The sequence below is a fragment of the Mesorhizobium sp. M1143 genome (assembly GCF_040318435.1).
Taxonomy (GTDB): domain Bacteria; phylum Pseudomonadota; class Alphaproteobacteria; order Rhizobiales; family Rhizobiaceae; genus Mesorhizobium.
This window is the reverse complement of sequence record NZ_JAMYMJ010000001.1, coordinates 17,578-39,543: the sequence shown is the minus strand read 5'-3', so window position 1 is coordinate 39,543 and position 21,966 is coordinate 17,578. Positions and strand designations below refer to the sequence as shown.

At 63.1% G+C, this 21,966-nt stretch carries 18 protein-coding genes; 5 read left to right on the top strand and 13 right to left on the bottom strand.

Going from position 1 to position 21,966, the window contains the following annotated elements; all coding sequences use genetic code 11:
* Nucleotides 1-8: 8 nt before the first annotated feature.
* The 8 genes from NKH35_RS00190 to NKH35_RS00155 all read right to left on the bottom strand — a co-directional run bounded on the left by NKH35_RS00190 (nucleotide 9) and on the right by NKH35_RS00155 (nucleotide 10,628).
* The gene (locus NKH35_RS00190; protein WP_352913047.1) at nucleotides 9-2,330 is read right to left on the bottom strand and encodes a Tex family protein; all 2,322 of its coding nucleotides are present in this window, start codon (nucleotides 2,328-2,330) and stop codon (nucleotides 9-11) included.
* Between the two features lie 114 nt (nucleotides 2,331-2,444).
* Complete coding sequence (locus NKH35_RS00185) at nucleotides 2,445-3,626, bottom strand: serine hydrolase domain-containing protein (protein ID WP_352913045.1); 1,182 nt, start codon at nucleotides 3,624-3,626, stop codon at nucleotides 2,445-2,447.
* A 32-nt stretch (nucleotides 3,627-3,658) separates the two neighbouring features.
* The gene (locus tag NKH35_RS00180) at nucleotides 3,659-4,855 is read right to left on the bottom strand and encodes a serine hydrolase domain-containing protein (RefSeq protein ID WP_352913043.1); all 1,197 of its coding nucleotides are present in this window, start codon (nucleotides 4,853-4,855) and stop codon (nucleotides 3,659-3,661) included.
* A gap of 62 nt (nucleotides 4,856-4,917) precedes the next feature.
* The gene (locus tag NKH35_RS00175) at nucleotides 4,918-5,952 is read right to left on the bottom strand and encodes an ABC transporter substrate-binding protein (protein ID WP_023671767.1); all 1,035 of its coding nucleotides are present in this window, start codon (nucleotides 5,950-5,952) and stop codon (nucleotides 4,918-4,920) included.
* Nucleotides 5,953-5,975: 23 nt separating this feature from the next.
* Nucleotides 5,976-6,776, bottom strand: a complete 801-nt coding sequence (locus NKH35_RS00170; RefSeq protein WP_023671766.1) for an ABC transporter permease — start codon at nucleotides 6,774-6,776, stop codon at nucleotides 5,976-5,978.
* Nucleotides 6,769-7,689: an ABC transporter permease gene (locus NKH35_RS00165; protein WP_023691712.1), complete on the bottom strand. Its 921-nt coding sequence runs from the start codon at nucleotides 7,687-7,689 to the stop codon at nucleotides 6,769-6,771. Before NKH35_RS00165 ends, NKH35_RS00170 begins: the two co-directional genes overlap by 8 nt.
* A 2-nt stretch (nucleotides 7,690-7,691) precedes the next feature.
* Nucleotides 7,692-8,792, bottom strand: a complete 1,101-nt coding sequence (locus NKH35_RS00160; RefSeq protein ID WP_023699750.1) for an ABC transporter ATP-binding protein — start codon at nucleotides 8,790-8,792, stop codon at nucleotides 7,692-7,694.
* Between the two features lie 156 nt (nucleotides 8,793-8,948).
* Entirely contained in the window at nucleotides 8,949-10,628 is a 1,680-nt protein-coding gene (locus tag NKH35_RS00155; protein ID WP_352913041.1) for an amidohydrolase, read from the bottom strand.
* 277 nt (nucleotides 10,629-10,905) lie between these two features.
* Between NKH35_RS00155 and NKH35_RS00150 the strand changes: the two genes are divergently transcribed.
* Nucleotides 10,906-11,559 (top strand): TetR/AcrR family transcriptional regulator, encoded by a 654-nt coding sequence (locus NKH35_RS00150; protein ID WP_352913039.1) that lies wholly within the window; start codon nucleotides 10,906-10,908, stop codon nucleotides 11,557-11,559.
* 24 nt (nucleotides 11,560-11,583) lie between these two features.
* Entirely contained in the window at nucleotides 11,584-12,615 is a 1,032-nt protein-coding gene (locus NKH35_RS00145) for a histone deacetylase family protein (RefSeq protein WP_023671761.1), read from the top strand.
* 87 nt (nucleotides 12,616-12,702) lie between these two features.
* On the opposite strand, the gene NKH35_RS00140 is transcribed toward NKH35_RS00145, so the two are convergent.
* Nucleotides 12,703-13,896 (bottom strand): TMEM43 family protein, encoded by a 1,194-nt coding sequence (locus tag NKH35_RS00140; RefSeq protein ID WP_352762457.1) that lies wholly within the window; start codon nucleotides 13,894-13,896, stop codon nucleotides 12,703-12,705.
* Between the two features lie 30 nt (nucleotides 13,897-13,926).
* On the bottom strand, nucleotides 13,927-16,866 hold the full coding sequence (locus NKH35_RS00135) for a M16 family metallopeptidase (RefSeq protein ID WP_352913037.1): 2,940 nt from the start codon (nucleotides 16,864-16,866) through the stop codon (nucleotides 13,927-13,929).
* Nucleotides 16,867-17,373: 507 nt separating this feature from the next.
* On the opposite strand from NKH35_RS00135, the gene NKH35_RS00130 reads away from it, so the two are divergent.
* From NKH35_RS00130 to NKH35_RS00120, 3 genes are read left to right on the top strand one after another with little or no spacing between them, the layout of a single operon-like run.
* The gene (locus NKH35_RS00130) at nucleotides 17,374-18,084 is read left to right on the top strand and encodes a helix-turn-helix transcriptional regulator (protein ID WP_023671758.1); all 711 of its coding nucleotides are present in this window, start codon (nucleotides 17,374-17,376) and stop codon (nucleotides 18,082-18,084) included.
* Nucleotides 18,081-18,851, top strand: coding sequence for a helix-turn-helix transcriptional regulator (locus tag NKH35_RS00125; RefSeq protein WP_023686334.1), 771 nt, complete (start codon nucleotides 18,081-18,083; stop codon nucleotides 18,849-18,851). The genes NKH35_RS00130 and NKH35_RS00125 overlap by 4 nt, the downstream gene beginning before the upstream one ends.
* Nucleotides 18,852-18,888: 37 nt before the next feature.
* Entirely contained in the window at nucleotides 18,889-19,356 is a 468-nt protein-coding gene (locus NKH35_RS00120) for a hypothetical protein (protein ID WP_023725150.1), read from the top strand.
* Between the two features lie 64 nt (nucleotides 19,357-19,420).
* Here NKH35_RS00120 and NKH35_RS00115 read toward each other — a convergent pair whose 3' ends face one another.
* From NKH35_RS00115 to NKH35_RS00105, 3 genes are read right to left on the bottom strand one after another with little or no spacing between them, the layout of a single operon-like run.
* On the bottom strand, nucleotides 19,421-19,855 hold the full coding sequence (locus NKH35_RS00115) for a BspJ family T4SS effector nucleomodulin (protein WP_023725151.1): 435 nt from the start codon (nucleotides 19,853-19,855) through the stop codon (nucleotides 19,421-19,423).
* The gene (flhB, locus tag NKH35_RS00110) at nucleotides 19,852-20,934 is read right to left on the bottom strand and encodes a flagellar biosynthesis protein FlhB (protein ID WP_352913035.1); all 1,083 of its coding nucleotides are present in this window, start codon (nucleotides 20,932-20,934) and stop codon (nucleotides 19,852-19,854) included. Before flhB ends, NKH35_RS00115 begins: the two co-directional genes overlap by 4 nt.
* Nucleotides 20,935-20,947: 13 nt before the next feature.
* On the bottom strand, nucleotides 20,948-21,964 hold the full coding sequence (locus tag NKH35_RS00105; RefSeq protein ID WP_023728370.1) for a flagellar motor switch protein FliG: 1,017 nt from the start codon (nucleotides 21,962-21,964) through the stop codon (nucleotides 20,948-20,950).
* Between the last annotated feature and the right edge of the window lie 2 nt (nucleotides 21,965-21,966).

Below are 21,966 nucleotides of genomic sequence, written 5' to 3'. Positions count from 1 at the left end.
ATTCGAGGCTACTTCCGCTTCAAGGCATCGGCCAGTGCTGCGCCAAACGCGCCTTGCTGTGCCGGTCGTTCCGGCTGACGCTGCGGCATCGGCGAAGGTTGCGCCGGCTTGCCGCCGCCATTGTCGCGCGGCCCCTTCGGCGTCCCGCCCTCGCCGCCGTCCTTGCGCATGGACAGCGCGATGCGCTTGCGCTTGATGTCGACATCGACGACCCGCACCTTCACCACGTCGCCGGCCTTCACCACCTCATGCGCGTCCTTGATGAAACGATCGGCCAGTTGCGAGACATGCACCAGCCCGTCCTGGTGCACGCCGATATCGACGAAGGCGCCGAAGGCAGCGACATTGGTAACGGTGCCTTCCAGAAGCATGCCGGGCTTCAGATCCTTGATGTCGTCGATGCCATCGGCAAAGGTTGCGGTCTTGAAGCCGGGGCGCGGGTCGCGGCCGGGCTTTTCCAGCTCGGCAATGATGTCGCGCACCGTCGGCAGGCCGAAGCGTTCGTCGACGAAGACTCGCGGATCGAGCGCCTTGAGCGCTGCGCTGTCGCCCATCAGCGAGCGCACATCGCGGCCGCAGGCAGCGACGATCTTCTTGGCCACGCCATAGGCTTCCGGATGGACCGACGAGGCGTCGAGCGGCTCGCTGCCATTGGCAATGCGCAGGAAGCCTGCGGATTGTTCGAACGCGCGCGGTCCAAGCCGCGCCACCTTGAGCAGTTCCTTGCGGCTGGCGAACGGCCCGGTCGCATCGCGATGCGCGACAATGGCATCGGCAAGCGACGCGCCTAGGCCTGACACGCGGGCCAAAAGCGGCGCCGAGGCGGTGTTGAGATCGACACCGACGGCATTGACCGCGTCCTCCACCACCGCTTCCAGCGAACGGCCGAGCCGATACTGGTCGACGTCATGCTGGTACTGGCCGACGCCGATCGATTTCGGTTCGATCTTGACCAGTTCGGCGAGCGGATCCTGCAGCCGCCTGGCTATGGACACCGCACCGCGCAGCGACACGTCGAGCCCGGGAAACTCAGCCGCCGCTGTCGCCGAGGCCGAATAGACCGAGGCGCCGGCCTCGCTGACGATCACCTTGAGCGGCTTTGGCCTACCATCCGAAGGCATGTCGGACAGCATGTCGGCGACCAGCTTTTCAGTCTCGCGGCTGCCGGTGCCGTTGCCGATCGAGATCAGCTCGACCTTATGCTGGCGGATGAGTGCTGCGAGCTGGGCCTGTGTGCCGCGCACATCGTTCCGCGGCGGAAATGGATAGACGGTCGTCGTCGCCAGCACCTTGCCGGTGCCATCTACCACCGCGACCTTGACGCCGGTGCGGATGCCGGGATCGAGCCCCATGGTCGGCCGCGAGCCGGCGGGTGCCGCCAGAAGCAAATCCTTGAGGTTGCGTGCAAAGACATGGATCGCCTCTTCCTCCGCCCGCTCGCGCAGGTCGCGCATCAAATCGAGCGTCAGGTGCAGCGAAAGCTTGATCCGCCAGGTCCAGCCGGCGACTTCCATCAGCCAGCGGTCGCCCGGCAGGCTGCCGCCGATGGCGTAGGCATTGGCGATCATCCGCTCGACCGGCTTCACCGGCGAGGCATCGTCGGCATCGACCTCGATGTCGAGCGACAACACCTCTTCGTTGCGGCCGCGCAGCATGGCCAGCGCGCGGTGGCTCGGAACATTTGCCCAACGCTCAACATGCTCGAAATAGTCGGAGAATTTCGCCCCGGCCTCCTGCTTACCGTCGACGACACGGGCACGCATGAAAGCGCGCTCCTTCATGTAGGTGCGAAGCTTGCCGACCAGATCGGCATTTTCCGCGAACTGTTCCGACAGGATGTCGCGTGCGCCTTCCAGTGCGGCCTTGGCGTCGGTCACATCCTCGGTCACATAAGCCAGCGCCGCCTCGGCGGGCACCAACGACCGGTTGGCCAAAATAGCCTCCGCCAATGGTCCCAGCCCGCGCTCCCGGGCGATCTCGGCCTTGGTGCGCCGCTTGGGCTTGTAGGGCAGGTAGATGTCTTCCAGTTCAGCCTTGGTGGCGGCAGCCACAATTTTGGCCTCAAGTTCTTCGGTCAGCTTGCCCTGCTCGCGGATCGAACCGAGAATGGTATCGCGGCGCGCATCGAGTTCGCGCAGATAGGCCAATCGCTCGGCAAGGTCGCGCAATTGGGTGTCGTCGAGCCCGCCGGTGACCTCCTTGCGGTAGCGCGCCACAAACGGCACCGTCGCGCCCTCATCGAGCAGCCCTATAGCTGCTGATGCCTGCTCCGGCCGCGCCCCGATCTCTGCCGCGATGATGGATGCGATGCGTTTGCTGTCTGCTGCCATGCTGGTCCCTGTCGCAAAGAGCGGCGACCATAGGCGCTGATGTCCGTCACGCCAACCGCAGTGTTCTCAAGCGTCAAAGAGGTCCACAGGAAAGCGCCTTGCTTTGGCTCGTCCTCAGACCATCCCGCTCAGCGCCTCGAAAAAGGCAACGATCTCGCGTTCGAGCGGATAATCTTCAGGCACCGGCTGCGACCCCATTTTTGCAATCACCACTTCCGTCTTCGGGTTGACGTAGAGCCATTGGCCGTGGATGCCGATGCCGCAGAAGGCGCCGTTTGCCGCCCCCGTCTGGTACCATTTGTTACGGTAACGGCCCTTCGGGAACAGATGCACCATTGTGCCGCGCTGCCAGGCCTCCGCGCTGCCGCCGGCAACGGTCGTATCGCGCACCCAGCCTTCCGGCACGATGCCGCGGCCATTGGCCGTGCCGCCCTGCCGCATCATCTCGCCGATACGCGCCAGGTCGCGCGGCGTCACCGAAATGCCGCCGGCGGTGCGCGCCGTACCTTCCATGTCGACGCCGATCGAAGCCTCGCTGACTGCACCCAGCGGTAGCCACAGTTTCTCGCGCATCAGGTCCGGGAAGCGCTGGCCGGAAGCTCGTTCGAGCAGCAGGCCGAGCAGATCGGAATTGGGCGAACGGTAGCGGAAGGTTTTGCCGTGCGGTTCTTCGAGCCGCTGCAAGGTCAGAATGAATTCGCGCAGGCTTTCAATGCCGCCCCCCGGGTTCCACAGGGTGGCGCGACGGTAACGGGCAAAGGCGCTTTCGGGATCGAGATAGGCCTCCTCGAAGTCGAGGCTGACGCTCATGTCGAGCACATGCCGGCAGCTTGCATCGGCATAGGCCGAGCCGGCGGCTTCCGGAATGTACTGGGTGACCGGCACCTCCGGATCGAACACGCCCTCGCCTTCCAATATGCCGGCGATGATGGCGGTGACCGATTTGCTGATCGAGAAGATGATGTGACGGGCGCCGAAATCCATATTGGGCGCGAACCAGTCGCCGATGACCTTGCCAGCCTTCATCACCGTCAGCGCGTCGCTGCTCGAACGTGTGAGGAATTCGGCCACCGTCTCCGGCGCGCCGGCGACGGAGACGTTTTCGCCGAGCAGGCCGCTCAGGTCCCGCACCGGTGCCTCGACGCTTCCCGGCGTCGCCGCCACGGGAGCGGTAGGCACCAGCTCGCCAAGGTTCTGGAACGACCAGCGGTTGAACGGGCTTTCGCGCCAGTTGGAGAGCAGCACCTCATTGCGGGCGAAGCCGTAGCGGGTCTCGAACGCGGTCTTGCCGGTCATGAACGTTTCCTCAGAGGGTGATTTGTTGTGGGTCAACCAAGCGCCATGGCGATGGTGTGCACCGCCTTCAGCGTTGCCACCGAATAGGCGACATTGCTGAAATCCGGATAGGTCGAAAGCTTGACCACGACCATGCCGATGTCCCAGTCGATATGGATCATCTGCCCGAACACCCCCCGGCACATCAGTGCGCGTGAGCGCGGGTTTTCGATCCAGAACTGGTTGCGGTAGCTGCCCTCCGGCAGGCTCGGATTGAAATCCGGCGCATGCCTGCCGTTGCGCGTCGCCTCGATCCAGTCGGCCGGCACGATGCCGCGGCCATTGTCGAGGATCAACTGGCCGAAGCGGGCGTAGTCTCGCAGCGTCGCGTTGAAGCCGCCATCGGCCAGCGCATAGCCGGCGCTGTCGACCGTGAAGCAGGCGCTCTCGTCGGCGCCGAGCTTTTGCCACAGCTCCTCGGACACCAGCTGCGCCAGCCGTTTACCGGTGACCCGCTCCATGATGAAGGCAAGCACGTCGGTCTCGATCGAGCGGTACTCGAACGCGGCGCCATGCGGCCGCACCTTGTCCTTCAGCTGCAGGATCAACTCGAACAGATGCGGCGGCCATTGGAAATCCGGATCGCTGTCCGGCGGCACCGGCTTCCAGCCGGTGGCGACATCGACCTGGCCGATATCGGAATAGCGATCGGTGTATTCCTCGGAAAAGCGAACACCCGTCGTCATGTCAAGCACATGCTGCACGCTGGCGCCGTCCCAGCCGGTCCCGCCGAGCTCCTGCAGATAGGCGGTCACCGGTTTGGCCGGGTCGATCAAGCCGCGCCCAACCAGAATACCGAACACGGTGCCTGTTACCGACTTCGCCATCGACTGCGACAGATGCAGCGTGCGCTCGGCCATGCCGTTGAAATAGCGCTCATAGGCGACCTTGCCGTCTTTGAGCACCAGGAAGCCGTCCGTGTAGGTCTCGTCGAGCAGGCCAACGAGCGTCGTCGGACGGCCCTTGCTGTCTTCCACCGGCAGCGCGTCGAGATCGGTCTCTGCGCGCTCAAGACGATGGCGATGGCCATTACCGCGCCAGACCTCGATGGTCGGCAGGAATTCGCGGATGTGTTGGAAGGCCCAGCGATTCCATGGCGGCCGGTCCCAGTCGAGCTTCGGCAGCACCATTTGAGGCGGCGAGCCCTGCATGATCGACGGCCGCGGATCGCTGTTGCGATAGGAGTCCATGAAAGCCATTCCGGAAAAGAAAAGACCCGGCGGCGCATGCCGCCGGGTCTGTCAGACTGCGGTTATTTCTGCAGTTCGGTCCAGATCTTGGTGTAGATGTCCTGGATCTCAGGCGCGCACATCTTCTGGAATTCGCCTTGTGCCTTCGCAGCCTCCGGAATGACGACTTCCGGGGCATCCTTCATATCGGCCGGCATGTACTTGTCCGAGCCGGTAATGGCGTTTGCGTAGCGATGGAAGGCCGAGAGGCCGGCCGCGTTTTCCGGATCCATGATGAAGTTCTGGAACAGCTTGGCGTTCTCGACATTTTTGGCTTCCTTGAGAACGACGACGTTATCGCTCCACAGGCCGTAGCCTTCCTTCGGATAATTGTAATGGATGGCCGGATTGGCCAGCCGCTGACGCAGCGCCGAACCGTTCCAGTCGCTGGTCGCCTTGAAGTCGCCGGCGCCCATCTTTTCGATGGTGTTGTATTCCATGGCGATCCAGTTCGGCTTGGCCGCGACAAGCGTGTCGCGCACCTTCTTCAGCACTGTCTTGTCGTCGGTGCACTGCTGGCCGCCGACATATTTGATCGCCGCGAAGATAACGTCATTCATCTCGGGAACGACATTGGTCTTGCCCTTCAGCTCGTCCGGCGTGTTGAAGATGATGCCCCAGCTGTCGGCTGGTCCCTTGTAGGCATCGGTGTTGACGACGACGCCGACGGTGCCCAGCGCCCACGGCACGGAATATTTGCGGCCGGGGTCGAAGTCTGGATTGGCCCATTCCGGCGCCACGTTCTTGAAGTTTTCCATCTTGCCCGGATCGGTCTCCTGCACGAGGCCCTCCTTGATCCAGATCGGCACGTAGGTTTGCGACGGAACGGCGATGTCGAAGCCGGTGCCGCCCTGGCGTACCTTGGCGAGCGCCGTATCGTTGGAATCGTAATCGGTGATGGTCACCTTGACGTTGTATTTGGCTTCGAACTTTTTGATCACATCGGGGCTGGTATAGTTGCCCCAATTGTAAATGTTCAGCTCGCCATCGGCGCGGGCCAGGCTCGTCGTTGCGAGCAGCGCCAACCCGATGGCGGCTGTCGTTGTTTTCCAGTTCATGGTTTTAGCTCCCATTTGTCGGTTCAGTCTCTTTTCCTGCTGACGAAGAAAAACAACGTGACGATCGCGACCGAAAGCAGCAGGAAGGCGGTCGATATCGCGTTGATCTCAGGCGTGATGCCGCGGCGGATCTGGCCGAGCATGTAGGTGGGCAGCGTGTCCTGGCCGCCCGATTTGACAAACTCGGTGATGACGACGTCATCGAGCGAGATGACGAAGGCCAGCATCAGTCCGGCCAGTATGCCGGGCCACAAAAGCGGCAGCGTGATGCGGCGGAAGGTCTTCCACGGCGTCGCGTACAGATCGGCGGCCGCGCGCTCCAGCGTCAGGTCCATGTTTTCCAGCCGCGCCCGGATCGGCAGATAGGCAAACGGGATGCAGAACGCCGTGTGCGCGGCGATCAGATAGCCGATGCCGGAATAGCCGGTGAAGATCTTGATGCGCGAGAAGAAGATCAGCAGCGCCACGCCGGTGACGATCTCGGGCACCATCAGCGGCTGGTTGATCGCCGCATATTTGAAGGTGAGGCCCGGATAGGACGCGGTGCGCGTGGTGGCGAGCGCGGCCATGGTGGCAAAGATTGTCGACAGCACCGCAGCGACGGCGCCGATCTGGAACGAGCGTAGCGTCGCGTCGATAACTTGCACGTTCTGCCAAGCCGACTGGAACCAGCGCATCGAAAAGCCGCCCCATTCGGACGTCGAGTTCGCCGCGTTGAAGGCATAGGCGACCAGCACGATGATCGGCAGATAGAGCACGATAAAACAGGTCGCAGCGATCACCGTGAAGCCGGTCTGGTGCTTGATGGAAAAGTTCTTAGCCATGCCGCGCCCCCGACTTGCCGGCATTGCGCACATAGGCAAGCAGCGCCACCATGACGATGATCATCACCGTGATCGACAGCGCCGAGCCGAGCGGCCAGTTGCGGCCTTGGCCGAACTGCAATTCGATTAGGTTGGACAGCATCATGTTCTTGCCGCCGCCAAGCACGCTCGGCGTCACATAGGCGCCAAGGGCTGGAATGAAGACCAGGATGGAGCCGGCAATGACGCCGGGTTTGACCAGCGGGAAAATGATCTTCCGCAATACCTTGAATCGGGTCGCGTAGAGGTCGTAGCCCGCCTCGACGAGGCGAAAATCAAGCTTCTCCATGCTGGCATAGATCGGCAGCACCATCAGCGGCAGATAGACATAGGCCATGCCGATCAGAATCGCCGTGTCGGTGAAGAGGATCTGGACCGGCGCTGAGACGATACCAAGCTTGATAAGGATGGTGTTGATGATGCCTTCGTTGCGGATGATCTGCAGCACGGCGAAGGTGCGGATCAGAAGGTTGGTCCAGAACGGAATGGTGATCAGGAACAGCCAGAGATCCCTGGTTTTCTCGCTCCGCGTCGCCATGAAATAGGCGGTTGGAAACCCCAATGCCAAAGTGGCGATCGTCGTTATCACCGCCAGCTTGATCGAGCGCCAGAAGATGGTGACATGCGCTGCCGCAAGCGAAAGCGTATCGTCGAAAATGTCGCGTTCCATGAACACCGACAGCCAGGCATCGGGCGAAAACTGCCACTTCACATCGCCATAGGGGCCAGGCGTCAGGAACGAGTAGATCAGCACGATCAGCAAGGGGCCGGTCGCGGCGAGGAAGATCACCAGCAAGGCTGGCGCTGACAGCAGCCACCGGTCGCGCACATCGCGTCGCTCCGCTGCCTTGGCGACTTGTTCCGCGGTCGCCATGATCAGTCCTTCAGCACTTGCGCGGCGTCGTTGCCGATCGTGATGCCGATCTGGCCGCCCTGCACGAAGCCGTCACCGGCGCCGCGGCTGTTCTGACGCCGCACGATGAACGGCTCGCCACCGGCAAGGCGCAGATGGAAGTGCGTGTCGGTGCCGAGATAGACGATGTTTTCGACGGTGCCGGACAGCGAAGCGCTCGGGCTGGCCGTGCCCAACTGCGCATGCTCTGGACGCACGACGATGGTGACCTTGCCGCTGGGGCTGAAGCCTTCCGGCAGCGAGGCTGGGATTTCCACACCAGACGGCAGCTTCACCGTCGCCCGGCCACCAGTCGCGCTAACCACATCCGCCTTGAGGAAGTTCGACTCGCCGATGAAGTCGGCGACGAAACGCTCGGCCGGCCGGTCGTAGATGTCGCGCGGCGAGCCGACCTGCAGGATTTTGCCCGACGACATCACCGCGATGCGATCCGACATGGTCAGCGCTTCCTCCTGGTCGTGGGTGACGAAAATGAAGGTGATGCCCGTCTCGTGCTGCAGCCGCTTCAATTCGATCTGCATTTCCTTGCGCAGCTTGTAGTCCAGGGCCGAGAGCGGTTCGTCGAGCAGGAGCACCTTGGGCTGCGGCGCCAGCGCCCGGGCGAGCGCCACGCGCTGCTGCTGGCCGCCGGAGATCTGGCTGGTGCGGCGGCCCGCCAGCGCCTCCATCTTCACCAGTTTCAGCATCTCGGCGACGCGCGCCTTGATCTCGGCCTTCGGCTTGCCCAGCATTTCCAGGCCAAAGCCGATATTGTCGGCGACCGTCATATGCGGGAACAGCGCGTAGGATTGGAAGACGGTGTTGACCGGTCGCTTGAAGGGCGGCAACGGCGCGATGTCCTGGCCGTAGAGGAGGATTTCGCCGGCGGTTGGAAAGTCGAAGCCGGCAATCAGCCGCAGCAACGTGGTCTTGCCGCAGCCGGATGGTCCCAGCAGGGTGAAGAACTCATTCTCGCGGATGGATACCGAGACCGTATCGAGGGCAGCGACCTGCCCCTCACCCGATCCGAAAATTTTACTGACGTTTACGACTTCAATTGCATTCCGATCCGGTTTTTCCGGCACGATACGCCTCACTGTTGACCCCGCTCTTGCTGGCGGAGTTTTTCCCCTGTTCGATGTGACCACACGGCCGGTAGGTTGGCAAGTCCGGCATTGAATCACAGTTCAGTCAGTCATTTCGTCTTGCAAGCGGCAAGCTGTGCAAGCCGCATGCCATTGTCAGGCCTGGTAGGTGACCTTGCCACCGCAGACCGTCGTCACCGGTCGCAGCTTGTGCAGATCGGCCGGCGCCGTCTTCTCGATATCGGCCGACAAAACCACCAGATCCGCCATGTAGCCGGGTTTCAGAACGCCTTTGCGATGCTCGGCGAATTCGGCATAGGCGCCCTCGACCGTGTAGGCGGCAATCGCTTCCTGCAGCGAGAAACTCTGGTCAGGATCGCCTTCTGCCCATGGTTTGCGCTGCACTGCCGCCTGAATGCTCAGGATCGGGTCGATCGCTGCCACCGGCCAGTCCGAGGCGAACACGACATGGGCGCCGGCGCTTTTCAGGGTGCGCCAGGCATAGCTCAGCGGCCAGCGGTCCCGCCCGATGCGTGACACCGTCGGCTCCAGCGGAAAATCCATGGCGCCGGGCGGATGCGACGGCTGCATCGAGGCGATGACGCCGAGTTCGGCAAAACGCGGCACGTCGGCTGCTGTGGTGACCTCGATGTGCTCAACCCTGTGCCGGCTGTCGCGCTTGCCATTGACCTTCCGCGCCGCCTCGTAACCGTCGAGCACCGCGCGCACCGCGCCGTCGCCGATCGAGTGCACGGCGATCTGCAGCCCGCGTTTGTCGATAGCCACGGCGAGATCGATAAATTGCTGCGGCGTGAACAGCGGCTCGCCGACCCAGTCGGGACGATCCGCATAGGGTTCGACCATAACAGCGGTCCAGGAATCGAGCACGCCGTCATAGAACACCTTGACCATGCCCGATGACAGCCACTCGCTGTCGTAGCGCTCGGCCATGACGGATGCCTTCTCGAGCATGTCGAGCGTCATGAAATTCTTGTAGTGGAACGGGATCTTGACGCGGCAGGGCAGGCCTTCCTCGGCCTCGATCTCGGAAAGCAATTCGAGCTGGTAGAGATTGCCGTCCATGTTCTGGATCGAGGTGATGCCGTGGCGCGCGCACCAGGCAAGTCCGCGCCGCATGATGTCACGGTCAGCGGCCCGCTCGGCGGCCGACGGCATTGGGTCCGGCTCGCCGCCGGTCGACAGCCCCAACCGCACCCGGCTTTCGCCGGCAAGGTCGAGCACCGGACCGAAGGCCTCGCCCTCGCGCAATTCGCCCGCGGCCAGGCCGTCGTCACCCATCACGATCTCGTTGCCCGGACCGAGCGTGCGTCCCTTCAGGATGCCGGCCATCTCCAACGCCTTGGTGTTGGCCCACATCGTATGGTGGTCGGGCGCCGCCATGCAGAAGGGGCGGTCGGGCAGGATGGCGTCGAGATGATGGCGTGTCACCCGCTCGTCGCCGAGCACGGTGTAGTCGACGCCCTGGCCCACAAGCATTTTCGCCTCCGGCCGCGTCGTTGCGTAGTCGCGGATGGCGCTTTGAAGCGCCTCGAAGCCATGGATACCGCCGAGTTGAAGATGCGCGAGCTCGGCCCCTCCCGAGAACAGATGCATGTGGGTTTCGATGAAACCGGGCAGGACCGAACCGCCCTTGGCGTCGATCACCTCTGTGGTCGTTCCCTTGAGTTTTTCGATGGCGGCGTGGTTGCCTATGGCGATGATGGCGCCGTCCTTGACGGCAATCGCCTCGGCGGCGGGATTGTCATCGTCCATGGTCCGCACGCGACCATTGATGACGATCAGATCAGCATTTTGACCCGCACCCGTGACAGACATCGCGACTCCGCGCTTTTGACGACTGGCTGAGACCGACAACCCTCTTGTCCGACAAGCTGCCACTCCGCTGGAGCGGCGTTATCGGACGAAAACTGATGCCAGTGCGCTGTTTCGAAATTCCCCTTGTGATCTCTCAAAACAGCGTGGATAAAAGAATGCGACTAATTATTCGCGTTTGTCAACGTGCCGAATTTCGAATGTATTGTGGACAACACACCACGCCAATGTTGAGACCGGGACCTGTGTTGAAACCGGCAGGGAACGAAGGCATCAATCCGTGAAGCGCAGTCTCAGCCGCGAAACCAGGATGGCGCTCGAACCGCGCAAGCAGCCGCGGCAGGAACGGTCGAGCAAGGTGGTCGACAGGATACTCGACGCTGCGCTGATCCTGACGCGGGAGCAAGGAACCAAGGCGCCGACGACGCTCGCCATTGCCCGGCGCGCGGGCCTGTCGGTCGGTTCGGTCTACCAGTACTTTCCCAACAAGGAAGCCATTCTCCTCGACCTCGCCCGGCGCTGGCTGTCGTCGTTTCCCGAGGTGATCGCCAGGCGCATCGAGGTCACCCCACCCACCAACCGCGACGAGTTTCGGCAGGAGGTGCGCAAGCTCTTCATCGATACCTCCAGAATATATCTCGAAAACGCCACCCTGATGCCGGTGATCGAGGCGATATCCGGCAATGCCGACCTCAGGCCGATCCAGGACGAATATGACGAGCAGATCATCGCGCTTTACGCCGCGTGGCTGCAGCATGTGAACCCGGCCCTTGAAGACAAGATCGCCAGCCGGCTCGGCGTGCTGATGATGGATGTCGGGCACGCCTGCCGGCTTGTGGGGTTGAAGCGGGATCGCAAGACATACGACCTCATCGAGGACGATGTGGAAAGAATGTGGCTCGCTTTGGTCACCCCCTATCTCAACCTTGACTGATTTCGCTATTTCGAGAGGAAATTCATGAAGACTGTCTATTCGCCGCTTCATGCCGGCCATGCCGGCCAGATGGAACTGGTCACGTCGGCAATCGTGCCGGGTTTCGAAAAGCCGTCGCGGGCCGAGTTCATCAAGGCGCGGGTCGAGAGCGAGAAGCTGGGGCCGATCATCGGACCGGTCGAGCACGATCTCACAGCCGCCAAGCGCATCCACAAGGCCGACTATATCGACTTCCTGCCGACCGTCTGGCCGGCGTGGAAGGCCGCCGGCTTCGAGGGCACGGCGATGCCCTTCACCTGGCCGACGCGCGGCCTGCGCGGCGACGTGCCACCCAAGCGCGTCGACGCCTTGCTCGGCTACTATTCCTTCGACGCCGGCGCCACCTTCGTCGAAGGCACATGGACCGCGATCAAATCGTCCTATGACGTGGCGCTGACGGCGGCGGCCTTGGTCAAGGGTGGCGAGCGGTCGGCCTTCGCGCTCTGCCGCCCGCCCGGCCATCACGCCGGTGCCGGGTTCATGGGCGGCTACTGCTACATCAACAATGCCGCGGTCGCCGCGCAGTGGTTCCTCGATCAGGGCGCAAAACGCGTCTCGATCCTCGACGTCGACTATCACCACGGCAATGGCACGCAGGAGATCTTCTATGAACGCGCCGACGTGCAGGTTCTCAACCTGCATGGCGATCCCATGGTGGAGTATCCGTTCTTCCTCGGCCATGCCGATGAACGCGGCGCCAGCGCCGGCGAAGGTTTCAACGTCAATTATCCCATGCCCTTCGGCACCAATTGGGACGCCTGGAACGCCTCGCTGGAGGACGCTTGCGCCAAGCTCGCCGCCTACGCCCCCGATATCGTCATCGTGTCGCTCGGCGTCGACACCTTCGAGAAGGACCCGATCAGCCAGTTCAAGCTGAAAAGCCCGGACTATCCGAAGATCGGCCATCGCATCGCCAAGCTCGGCCTGCCGACGCTGTTCGTGATGGAAGGCGGCTACGCCGTCGAGGAGATCGGCATCAACGCCGTCGGCGTGCTCACCGGCTTCGAGGACAAATAGGAAAGCAATTCCAGGATAAGTGTGAGGCGGTTTTCCGGCCGGAATTGCGCCAAGGAGATATGGGGCGGCTCCGGCCGCCCCGACCATCTAGGCGGCCGCAGCCGGGTTGGGTGCAACCACCGGAACGGCTGGCCTTCGCGACCGGCCGATGCGGTAGACAATCACCGCCGCAATCACGCCTGCCGCCAGGATGGCCACCGCCAGCAACGGCCGGTACCAGAACCAGGCAATCGCAATCGTCACCGTGCCGACCAGGATCGCCAGGACGAAGGCGATAATGCCGGTACCCATCCGCGCCATGCTGCCGAGGAAGGGTATGACATCGAGGATCACCCCGATCGGGCTGAGGAACAGCGCAAAGCCTATGGTCAGCAACAGCAAGCCGGCGCCGCGCAGCAGCCAGGTGATCAGCGTGTTGGCGCTGACGGCGTCGGCGAACATCTTTTCGGCCGGGACGTTGCCGGTGTCGACCATCAGCAGCGCATCGCCGGCTTGCGTCTGGTAGGGCTCGAAGCGGCTGCCGGCCTGGCGCGCGATGATACTGATCACGCCCAGCGGCGCCAGTTCGTAGCCGATGCGATAGTCGCCCAAAGCGGGCTTCGTGTTGTCATTGCCGAGATAAATCTTGCCATCGACGATGCTGAGCGGTTTCGTTCCGGTATAGGCAGCCTTTATCGCCGCCGACTGGTCGGCTGACAGGGAATAGTCCTTGTCACCCTCGATGCGGTCCAGCACCGGCGTATCGAGATCGAAGGCGACAAGCTTGCCCTCAGGAATCTGGAAGGTCCGGCCGTGGATTTCCATCGGCGGAGTCTGGTGGCCGTCCGGCTTCTTGAAATCGGAGGAGTCGATCTGGCTGTCGTCCCACACCTTGGAATAGCTGTAGGTGGTCACCGTCTCTTCGCCACCGCCGAGCTTCTTCGTCGTCTCCGACTTGGACTCTTCCTTCCACTGATACATCTCGACGCTGCGCGACAGCCGCAGCCCTTGCGCCGCAATGCCGAAATCCGGATCCGCCAGACCGCTGTCCGCCGTCACCAGTCCGCTGACATGAACCAGCTTGCCGTCATTGGCGGTATCGACGCTGTCGGCGCCGACCGAAACCACCGCTCCAGAACCTTCGGCCAGCGAGCGCGCCGTCTGCACGGCGCGGCCTTCGTTCCAGAACAGCCCGATCACCATCAGCACGATCAGGATAAGGCCGAAGATGACCCCGCCGACCGCGCGCTTGATCCGCCCGAACCACGAGACGGACGTTACTTCCCGAAATGAATCGCTCATCGTTTCCCCCGAAACAAAGTTATCCCAAAATTACAACGCGGCCGGCGGCTGCGCGTTTAGCCCGTCAATCGGCGTGGATCTGCGCGCCGCAATCCCTTCGCCGGCGCAGGCGTGCACCGCGCGCGTCGTGCCGCCATCGCCAACCCGCCACGGCGAGGCAGACAGCGGCGCCTGGCGATTGCCCCCGAGAAGATCGAGCGCCCGCATCGCCGTCTCTTCACCAGCCTCGTCACGCTTGACGATCTCGACGTCCTTGAAACCGATAGCGGCAAGCTGCGGCATCACCACATCGGGGTCGCCCGCCACCACGATCAGCGACGGATCGAGCGACGCCAGGGCCAGCGCCTGTTTCTGAACCGCATCGAGCGTCAGCTTTGTGCGCGCCGCCATGCGGGTTTGCTGGTCCTCCAGCGTCGATCCGCTGCCGACCGCGTCAATCAGCGAGGAGAACAGACCAGCCGACGTCTCGGCCGATCCAGCCAGCGCCCGGCGATAGACAGTCACCGTGCGGTCGACCTCGTCCTGCGCCACCGGCAAGGTGGTCAGGCCGGCAAATCCTTTCAGGATTTCGGTAATCGCCGGCCCGGTGTTGGCGCGCTCGACGGTGGTTGCCACGACCAATCCCGAGCCGGCCTTCATCGGGCTCATCAGATAGCTCGACACGCCATAGGAGTAGCCCTTCTCCTCGCGGATCACCGAATTCAGCCGGCTGGAGAAATCGGCGCCAAGCAGGTTGGAGACCGCGGTCGATTCAGCGCGCTCGTTCTCGTCGGTGCCGGGCGCCGGCCGCGCCACGAACAGCGCCGACTGGCTGGCGCCGGGTTCGGGCACCAGCAGCACTTTCTGTCCCCCGTTAAAATGCGCCGCCGGCGACGGCTCGACGGCATAGCCGGCGGTGTCGCTTGTCCACGCGCCGAATGCTTTTTCAAGGCTGGCGGTGACGGTCGCGACCGGCATCGGGCCGACGCTGTAGAAGGTCACCGCCTTCGGCGTGAACTCCGCCTTGAATGCGTCCCTCGCCTCGTCCAGCGAGATCGAGGCCAGCGCCTTTGCCGACCAGTCCACCGCTGCCTTGCCCGGCACCTGCGGGATCAGCGTCGCCTTTGCCATGCGGCCGGCAACGCCGGGCAGATCCGCCTCGCGGCCGTTTAGCCAGTCGACTGTCTGCGCCATCAGCACCGTCCATTCGGTCTTGTCGAAACGAGGCTTCAGCACCGCGTCGGCGAGCAGGCCAATACCCTGGTCGAGCTTTTCCGGCGGCACGCCAAGCGTCATCATCGTGGTCAGCGTTCCGGCCTGGTGGCCGACGCCGGCGCCGATGTCGCTGGCCGCCTTGGCGAAATCAGCCGAGCCGCGATCGGCGGCCCCGCGTGTCGCCATGCTTGCTGCAAGTTCCAGCAATCCCTCCTTGCCTCCCGGCACGCTGTTCCAGCCGCCGGCGGCACTGGCCGCGACATACACCATCGGCGCTTCCGGCATTGTGTAGTGGACGAGTTTGATGCCATTCGAGAGCGTCGCCGTTTCCATGGCGGGCAGTGTTGCCGAAGGCGCTTGCCCGGCCGCATGCTTCGGAATGTCGATCGCCGCTCGCTCCGGCGCGGTGAACGGCTGCGGTGTGCCGGACGACCCGATCAGTGCATCGGGATAGCCGCCGCGCGGGCCGGGCTTCAGCACCAGTATGCTGGCGTCTTCCGGTTTCAACAGCCGCTTCATCGTTGCCTCGACGCCCGCCACGCTGGCGTCCTTCACCCGCGGGTCGTCGACCAGCGCGCTCTGCGCATCGCCGAGCACGTCGGCATTGTAGGAGACGACGCCGGCGCGATCCTTCAGTGCTTCGCTGCCGAGCCGCGCTGCCTGCAAGATGCCGGTGCGCGCACGCTCGACATCGACCGGATCGAGCGGGGTCTTCAGGAAATCCGCAAACGCCGTTTTCATCGCGCTTTCCAGCGCTTCCGGCGCCACACCTTCGGCGGCACCCGCCTCGAAGGTAAAGCGGCCACCGAGCAGACCGCCGGTCCAGCTCGCGCTGGCATAGGTGGCAATGCCCAACTGCGAAACCAGCCGGTTGCGCAAAAACCCATATTCGCCGTTGCCGAGCAGTTCGGCGGCAATGCTGAGCGCACCATTGTCGGGCGACTGCGCCACCGGGCCACTGAAGCCGACCACGACGATGGGGCTTGGCACACGATCCTCGAGCACCAGCTTGAGCCGGGCTTGCGTCGGTGCCGGCACGGCGGGCCGCGCCACATCGGCGCCGCGCGCCACGCGGCCGAACGTGTCGGCAATCAGCGCCTTGGTGTCGTCGATCTCCAAGTCGCCGACCAGCACCAGCACCGCATTGTTGGGCAGATAGTAGCTGTTGAAGAAACCCCTGACATCGTCGAGCGTCGCCGCATCGAGATCGGCGACCGAGCCGATGACCATGCGGCTATAGGGATGCGGCTTCGGGAACAGCCCGGACCAGAAAGCTTCCCAGCCGGATGCGCCGGCCTTGTCGAGCACGTTCTGGCGCATCTCGTTCTTGACCACCGAGCGCTGCAGATCGAGCTTGGCCTGAGTCACCGAGCGGCCGAGATTGGCCATGCGGTCTGCCTCAAGCGACAAGATCATCGGCAGTGACGACGACAGCCCGTCGACATAATAAACCGTGCCGTCCTCGGTGGTCCAGGCATTGATCTCGTTGCCGAGCGCGGCGTGCGCGCCGAACACGTTCGGCCAGGCCGGCGTGCCGGAAAACATCAGATGTTCGAACAGATGCGCAAAGCCCGAGCGTCCCGCGGGTTCATTCATCGACCCGACGCGGTAGCGCAGGTTCATCACCACCTTCGGCACGCGATGGTCGGGCACCAGCACCACCTGCAGCCCGTTGTCGAGCGCATAGGTAACGGTCGGCTCAGCCTTGGCGGGCGCTGCCATGCCGGCAAGAACCGCAAGCACCACCGTGAACGCCAGGAAAACCTGCTTCATCATGACCCCCGATGCTGATGGCCGCGAGCAAGCGCCGCCAAATCCGCCGTATGACCGAAGGGATGCCCACCCCTCCCGGCTGCCGAGACCCTATCGGAATCGATCGGCCCTCGATACGGCAGTATCGCAACACCCTCTGGCTTTTTCGTGTCGGCGTTTCAGGCCTTTTGCGGCGGAAAAGGCCGCGAAAGCCGCCCCTGAGTCGCTTGAGTCCAATAATATTGATTTTGTCAAATCGCGTTTGATGTCGGATTCATCTGCGGGTAGATTAGACCCGAATCAGCCGGTCCTTGGGGGGCGCGGCGACCACCCAAAGTCTCAAGTTCCGGCCAATGACCGGCACCAGACGCGGACGGCTTCGCGTTCCCTGAATGGATTCGGCGATCAGCGCGACCGCCGCGCCGTGTGAGTGCTTCGTAAACGTGATGCGTCTTCAAGTTCGGCCGCTGCCAACCCCAGCGTCCGGGCTCAAGAAAAGACTCCGGCCATGACATACAACCAAAGCATCCAATGAGCAGTTCCGCCGCGCTTCTCCAATCCGATACGTTAGGCTCGCGCCTTGAATCGCGCGGCGATCTCACCTCCTTTTTCATGCAGCTTGCCGCCGAGATCGGCGCCGACAGCTACATGCTCGTCGCCATCGTCCACGACCAAGATCGCAACGACGCCCGCATCGTCTCATCCAACTGGATCTTCGACGCCATTGAACTGATCGGCAAGCGGCTGATCGCCGGCCTTGCCCAGGGACCGCTGACCGTTGCACCTGGCATCCGCCCGAGGCCACTGGTCGCCGCCGCGGCGCCCGACGCCGGCGGACTGCTCACCGGCGAAGAGGCGCGCCTGCTCGACGTGCTTGGCCATGCCGAAGTCTATTCACTGCGGCTCAATGTCGGTCGCCAGCGGCTGTTTGCGCTTTTCTCGGCGGCCGAGGCCGGCAGTATCGACCAGCCGGCGCTGATGAAGGCTCAGTTGAAGTGCTGTTACGCGCTGTCCGCCATCCCGCAATTGATCGCCGCCGCCGCCATGCAGGACCCGTTGTCCGACCGCGAGCGCGAGTGCCTGTTCTGGGTGTCTGAAGGCAAGACCACCGATGAGGTCGCGGTGATCCTCGGGGTCTCGTCCAACACCGTCAACAGCTACATCACCCACGCCATCCAGAAATTCGCGGCCTCGAACCGCGCTATGGCCATCGCCACGGCGATCAGGAGCGGCATCATTTGAAACACGCTGACATCAAGGCGGCGGCCGAAGCCCTTTTCAACGAGCAGCGCAATCCGTTCGGCGCCTTCTCCATCGGTTCCGAGACGCACCATGCCGTTACCATCCCGGACGCGGTGCGCCGCTGCCGCTGGATCGCCGTCGACATCAACGCGTCGGCGTTTGGCCTCTATTTCGTCAGCCCCTCGCCGGAACGGGCGCGCCTGGTGCCGAGCTTCGATTCCGACTATCCAGCCACTGCGGTGACAACCAAGTTCATCGCCGGCGCCAATGGCGAGGAGATGGTGCGCCACAGCGGCGCCTCGACAGCGCCGCGCTGGTGGGCCGATGACGGCATCGCCGGCTCGGACGCCGTCTTCCAGAACCTCGCCTGGGCGGAGCGGACGGCGCCGCTGGCGCCGGGCACCAACGGCATTGCCTTTCCCGTCCATGCCGATCGCGGCCATTGCGGGCTGGTGGTGTTCCTCGGCTCGACGATCGCTCTGCCGGAGGACACGCTCTACGAAATCCACGCCCGCTGTTTTTCGCTGTTCGCCGCCGTCGCCCGCATTCGTCCGAACGATGCCGGCCGGATGCGGTCGATCTCCAAGCGTGAACTGGAGTGCCTGAAGCTGACCGCCAACGGCAACACCAGCGAAGAGATCGCCAGGCTGCTGAAGCTGTCGGTCCACACCGCCAACCAGTATCTCACCCAGTCGACGCAGAAGCTCAACGCGGTCAACCGCAACCAGGCGGTGGCCAAGGCGCTGCGGCTGGGGCTGATCGAGTGATCCGAGTTGCCCAAAAAGCGGTTTTGGGAGAACAACGTTGAGCAATGACAAACAAGTCACGGGGAACATCGGCGTCTACTATGTGGCGTGGCAGCTGTCGCGGATTGGCTGGAATGTCATGCTCACGGTTCGGAACGCAAAAGGTGCCGATATGTTCGCCGTGTCCGAAGACGAGAACACCCAGCATCCGATTCAGGTTAAGGCTCATGCAGCAAAACCACAGGACACGTTCCTTGGCCTTCAGCCTGAGAAGCACGTTACCCGATGGTGGATGTTTGTCGCGTTTGCGCGCAGCGCCGAACCGGTGTGCTATGTCGTGTCGCTGGACGAGGTTCGTGTCCGCATGGGCCGCGATCCAGGTACCCGATCAGGCAAAACCGAACTTGAGCGCTCGTTCTGGCTTGATCGTCGCTACTACACCCCCGGATCAGACCGCGAGATGATCGAGGCGCGCAACGCTTGGCACCGTCTCGGACCGGCTAGGACGACCATATCGCAGATTTAGTTCTCTATGTCTGCCGCGAACGGTACCTGCCATACCCTGCGGGTACACGTCTCAGACTTTGCCGCTAAAATGCCAACGGCTCGGTCCGGCGAATCCGCGCCTCTTCGATCACTGTCTCCAGCAAGGCGGTGTTGTGCTCGGGGTCTTCGCCGGGCTTCTCGAACGACACATAGTTGACCGCGACCGAAGACCTCTCCTCGCTCAGCGTCAGCTGGAAATAGACGGTGACGCCCGGCGGCCGAAGCTCGAGATCGAGCACGATGCGCGGGCTGCCGCTCCAGTCGACATGTGCCTCTCCGCCATGGCCGAGCCTGAGCGTGCCCGGCAGGAAGAACAGCTCCACCGCCGAATCCACCAGATCCGACAGGCAAGCGAAATGCTCGAGCCGGATGAAAGCGATGTAGTCGGCGACATCGATCAGCCGCAACTCGTCGACCACCTGCTCGATGGCCTTGGCGACGATGAGTTCGCGGGATTTTGCGTGCGGTTGGCGGTTCATGAAATTTGTCTCCGCTCAGCCTTTTTGGAGTAGACGATCCGCACCAGTTCGGCGACGGCCTGGTAGAATTGCGACGGGATCACGCTATCAACCGAAACTTGCTTGTACATGGAGCGGGCGAGCGCCACGTCCTCGAAGATCGGGATGTTGTGCTCCTTGGCGATCTCGCGAATCTTGAGCGCAACCAGGTCCTGGCCCTTGGCCAGCACCAGGGGTGCTGAATCCTCGTCGCGGACATATCTGAGCGCGATGGAAAAGTGCGTCGGATTGGCGATGATCAGCGTCGCGCGCGGCACCGCCGTCATCATCCGCTTGCGCGCCCGGTCACGCGCCAGCGAGCGCAGCCGGGACTTAATGATCGGGTCGCCCTCGGACTGTTTGAACTCGTCCTTGACCTCCTGCTTGGTCATCCGCAGATCCTGCTTCAAGTGGAAGCGCGACCAGACGACGTCGACCGCCGCGATCAGCCCCATGACGAAGACGATCGCCACCAATATGTCGACGGTGATGCTTTTGATGACGAGGCCGAAAGCGACGGGGTTGGTGATCATGCCGGCCAGGAGCTGGCGGTAGTCCTGCGACAGCGTGAAGTAGAGCACGATACTGGCGAAGCCGAGCTTGCCCAGCGATTTCAGGAACTCGACCCAGCCCTGAATGCCGAACATCCTGGTCCAGCCTTTGGCTATCGAGATGCGCGACAGCTGCGGCCGGATCCGCTCGCCGACGAATTGCGGCATGTTCTGCAGCACCGAGGCGCCGATGCCGGCCACCACCAGCAGCGCCAGCAGGCTGACAACGGCATGGCCGATCTCCATCATCACGGTCTTGTAGAGCGCGATGACGTCGGTCTCGGTGTCCATCGGCCACGCCTCGGGCTTTTCCAGGAACATCGACAGGAACATGCCGAGATCAACGACCGCGTCCTTGGCGTAGAAGACGGTGAACACCAGTATGGCGATGAAGGACGCCAGAAGTGCGGCCTCTCGCGAATGGGGCAGCTTGCCCTGTTCGACGGTGTCGCGGATCTTCTTTTCGGTCGCGTCTTCGGTTTTGGAGTCTTTGTCCGCCGCTTCAGCCATTCAGCGCTCGGCGTTAAGCCGCTTCGCTCTGCTGCGATGAGGGCAGTTCGAAAGCCCCCTCGCGCGAAAGCCGGATTGTCGCCACCGCGATGTTCTTGCGCGCCGTCATGATGTCGGCAAGCTGAATGCCTTCCGAGCCCTGTCCGAGCTCGGACTCGATCATGCGCCGCGACCGTGCGCCGATCGCCGAGAGCGCCGATTCCGTCAATGCGGGTGGTGCACCGCGCAGCGCCAGCGTAATCAGTTCGGTCGACAGCCCGTCGAACAGAAGCACCCGCGCCTTCTGCGTCAAAAGCGGCAGATCGTCGAAGGCAAACAACCTGGAGCGGACACCGCCGAGGTCCGGCGTGCCGGCCTCTTCCAGATCCTGCATGACCTCTTCCAACTGAGGCTTGTCCATCTCGTTGAGCATACTGGCGACGCGCGCCTGTCCCGCCGAGATGTCCTTGGTCGCTGTCTGCGCCAGCACGCTGGCGCGCAGCTGGTTCTCGATGATCCTGGTCGCCGCGTCCGGAATGGTCGCCATCGTCACCATGCGCTTGATGATCTGGCTGCGCATCGGCTTTTCCATCGTCAGCAGAATGTTGGCGGCGGCCTGCGGCGCAAGCTTCGACAGCACCATGGCCGCGGTCTGGGGATGCTCGGCGGCAAGGAACGTGCCCAGACGCGTCGGCTCGAGCTTTTCCAGCTCCGGCCAGATCGGCGGTGGTCCTTCCGGCGCAACCTCGAAGCGCTTGTCGCCCATGATGGCGCTCATCTCTTCGGGCGACAGCGATTCATTGAGGATCGTGTCCATCCGGTCGGCGGAATCGAGCAGGCCCGCACCTTCGGTGAACTCGGCCTCGAATTCGGCAACGATGCGTTCGAGGTCGCTTTGCGGAATGGTGCGCAGCAGCCGCGCCCCTTCGATCAGTGCCTTCAGTTCTTCTTGCTTGAAGAATTTCAGCAGCCGGCTGGCCGAAGGCTTGCCCATCGCCACCAGGATGGCGGCGGCCTTTTGCGGGCGCGTGAGCGTCACCGGCGTCGTCATGG

Excerpts from the sequence above, each read along its gene's own strand:
- NKH35_RS00190 (WP_352913047.1), bottom strand. The coding sequence starts at position 2,330 with ATGGCAGCAGACAGCAAACGCATCGCATCCATCATCGCGGCAGAGATC.
- NKH35_RS00185 (WP_352913045.1), bottom strand. The coding sequence starts at position 3,626 with ATGACCGGCAAGACCGCGTTCGAGACCCGCTACGGCTTCGCCCGCAAT.
- NKH35_RS00180 (WP_352913043.1), bottom strand. The coding sequence starts at position 4,855 with ATGGACTCCTATCGCAACAGCGATCCGCGGCCGTCGATCATGCAGGGC.
- NKH35_RS00175 (WP_023671767.1), bottom strand. The coding sequence starts at position 5,952 with ATGAACTGGAAAACAACGACAGCCGCCATCGGGTTGGCGCTGCTCGCA.
- NKH35_RS00170 (WP_023671766.1), bottom strand. The coding sequence starts at position 6,776 with ATGGCTAAGAACTTTTCCATCAAGCACCAGACCGGCTTCACGGTGATC.
- NKH35_RS00165 (WP_023691712.1), bottom strand. The coding sequence starts at position 7,689 with ATGGCGACCGCGGAACAAGTCGCCAAGGCAGCGGAGCGACGCGATGTG.
- NKH35_RS00155 (WP_352913041.1), bottom strand. The coding sequence starts at position 10,628 with ATGTCTGTCACGGGTGCGGGTCAAAATGCTGATCTGATCGTCATCAAT.
- NKH35_RS00145 (WP_023671761.1), top strand. The coding sequence starts at position 11,584 with ATGAAGACTGTCTATTCGCCGCTTCATGCCGGCCATGCCGGCCAGATG.
- NKH35_RS00140 (WP_352762457.1), bottom strand. The coding sequence starts at position 13,896 with ATGAGCGATTCATTTCGGGAAGTAACGTCCGTCTCGTGGTTCGGGCGG.
- NKH35_RS00135 (WP_352913037.1), bottom strand. The coding sequence starts at position 16,866 with ATGATGAAGCAGGTTTTCCTGGCGTTCACGGTGGTGCTTGCGGTTCTT.
- NKH35_RS00130 (WP_023671758.1), top strand. The coding sequence starts at position 17,374 with ATGAGCAGTTCCGCCGCGCTTCTCCAATCCGATACGTTAGGCTCGCGC.
- NKH35_RS00115 (WP_023725151.1), bottom strand. The coding sequence starts at position 19,855 with ATGAACCGCCAACCGCACGCAAAATCCCGCGAACTCATCGTCGCCAAG.
- flhB (WP_352913035.1), bottom strand. The coding sequence starts at position 20,934 with ATGGCTGAAGCGGCGGACAAAGACTCCAAAACCGAAGACGCGACCGAA.
- NKH35_RS00105 (WP_023728370.1), bottom strand. The coding sequence starts at position 21,964 with ATGACGACGCCGGTGACGCTCACGCGCCCGCAAAAGGCCGCCGCCATC.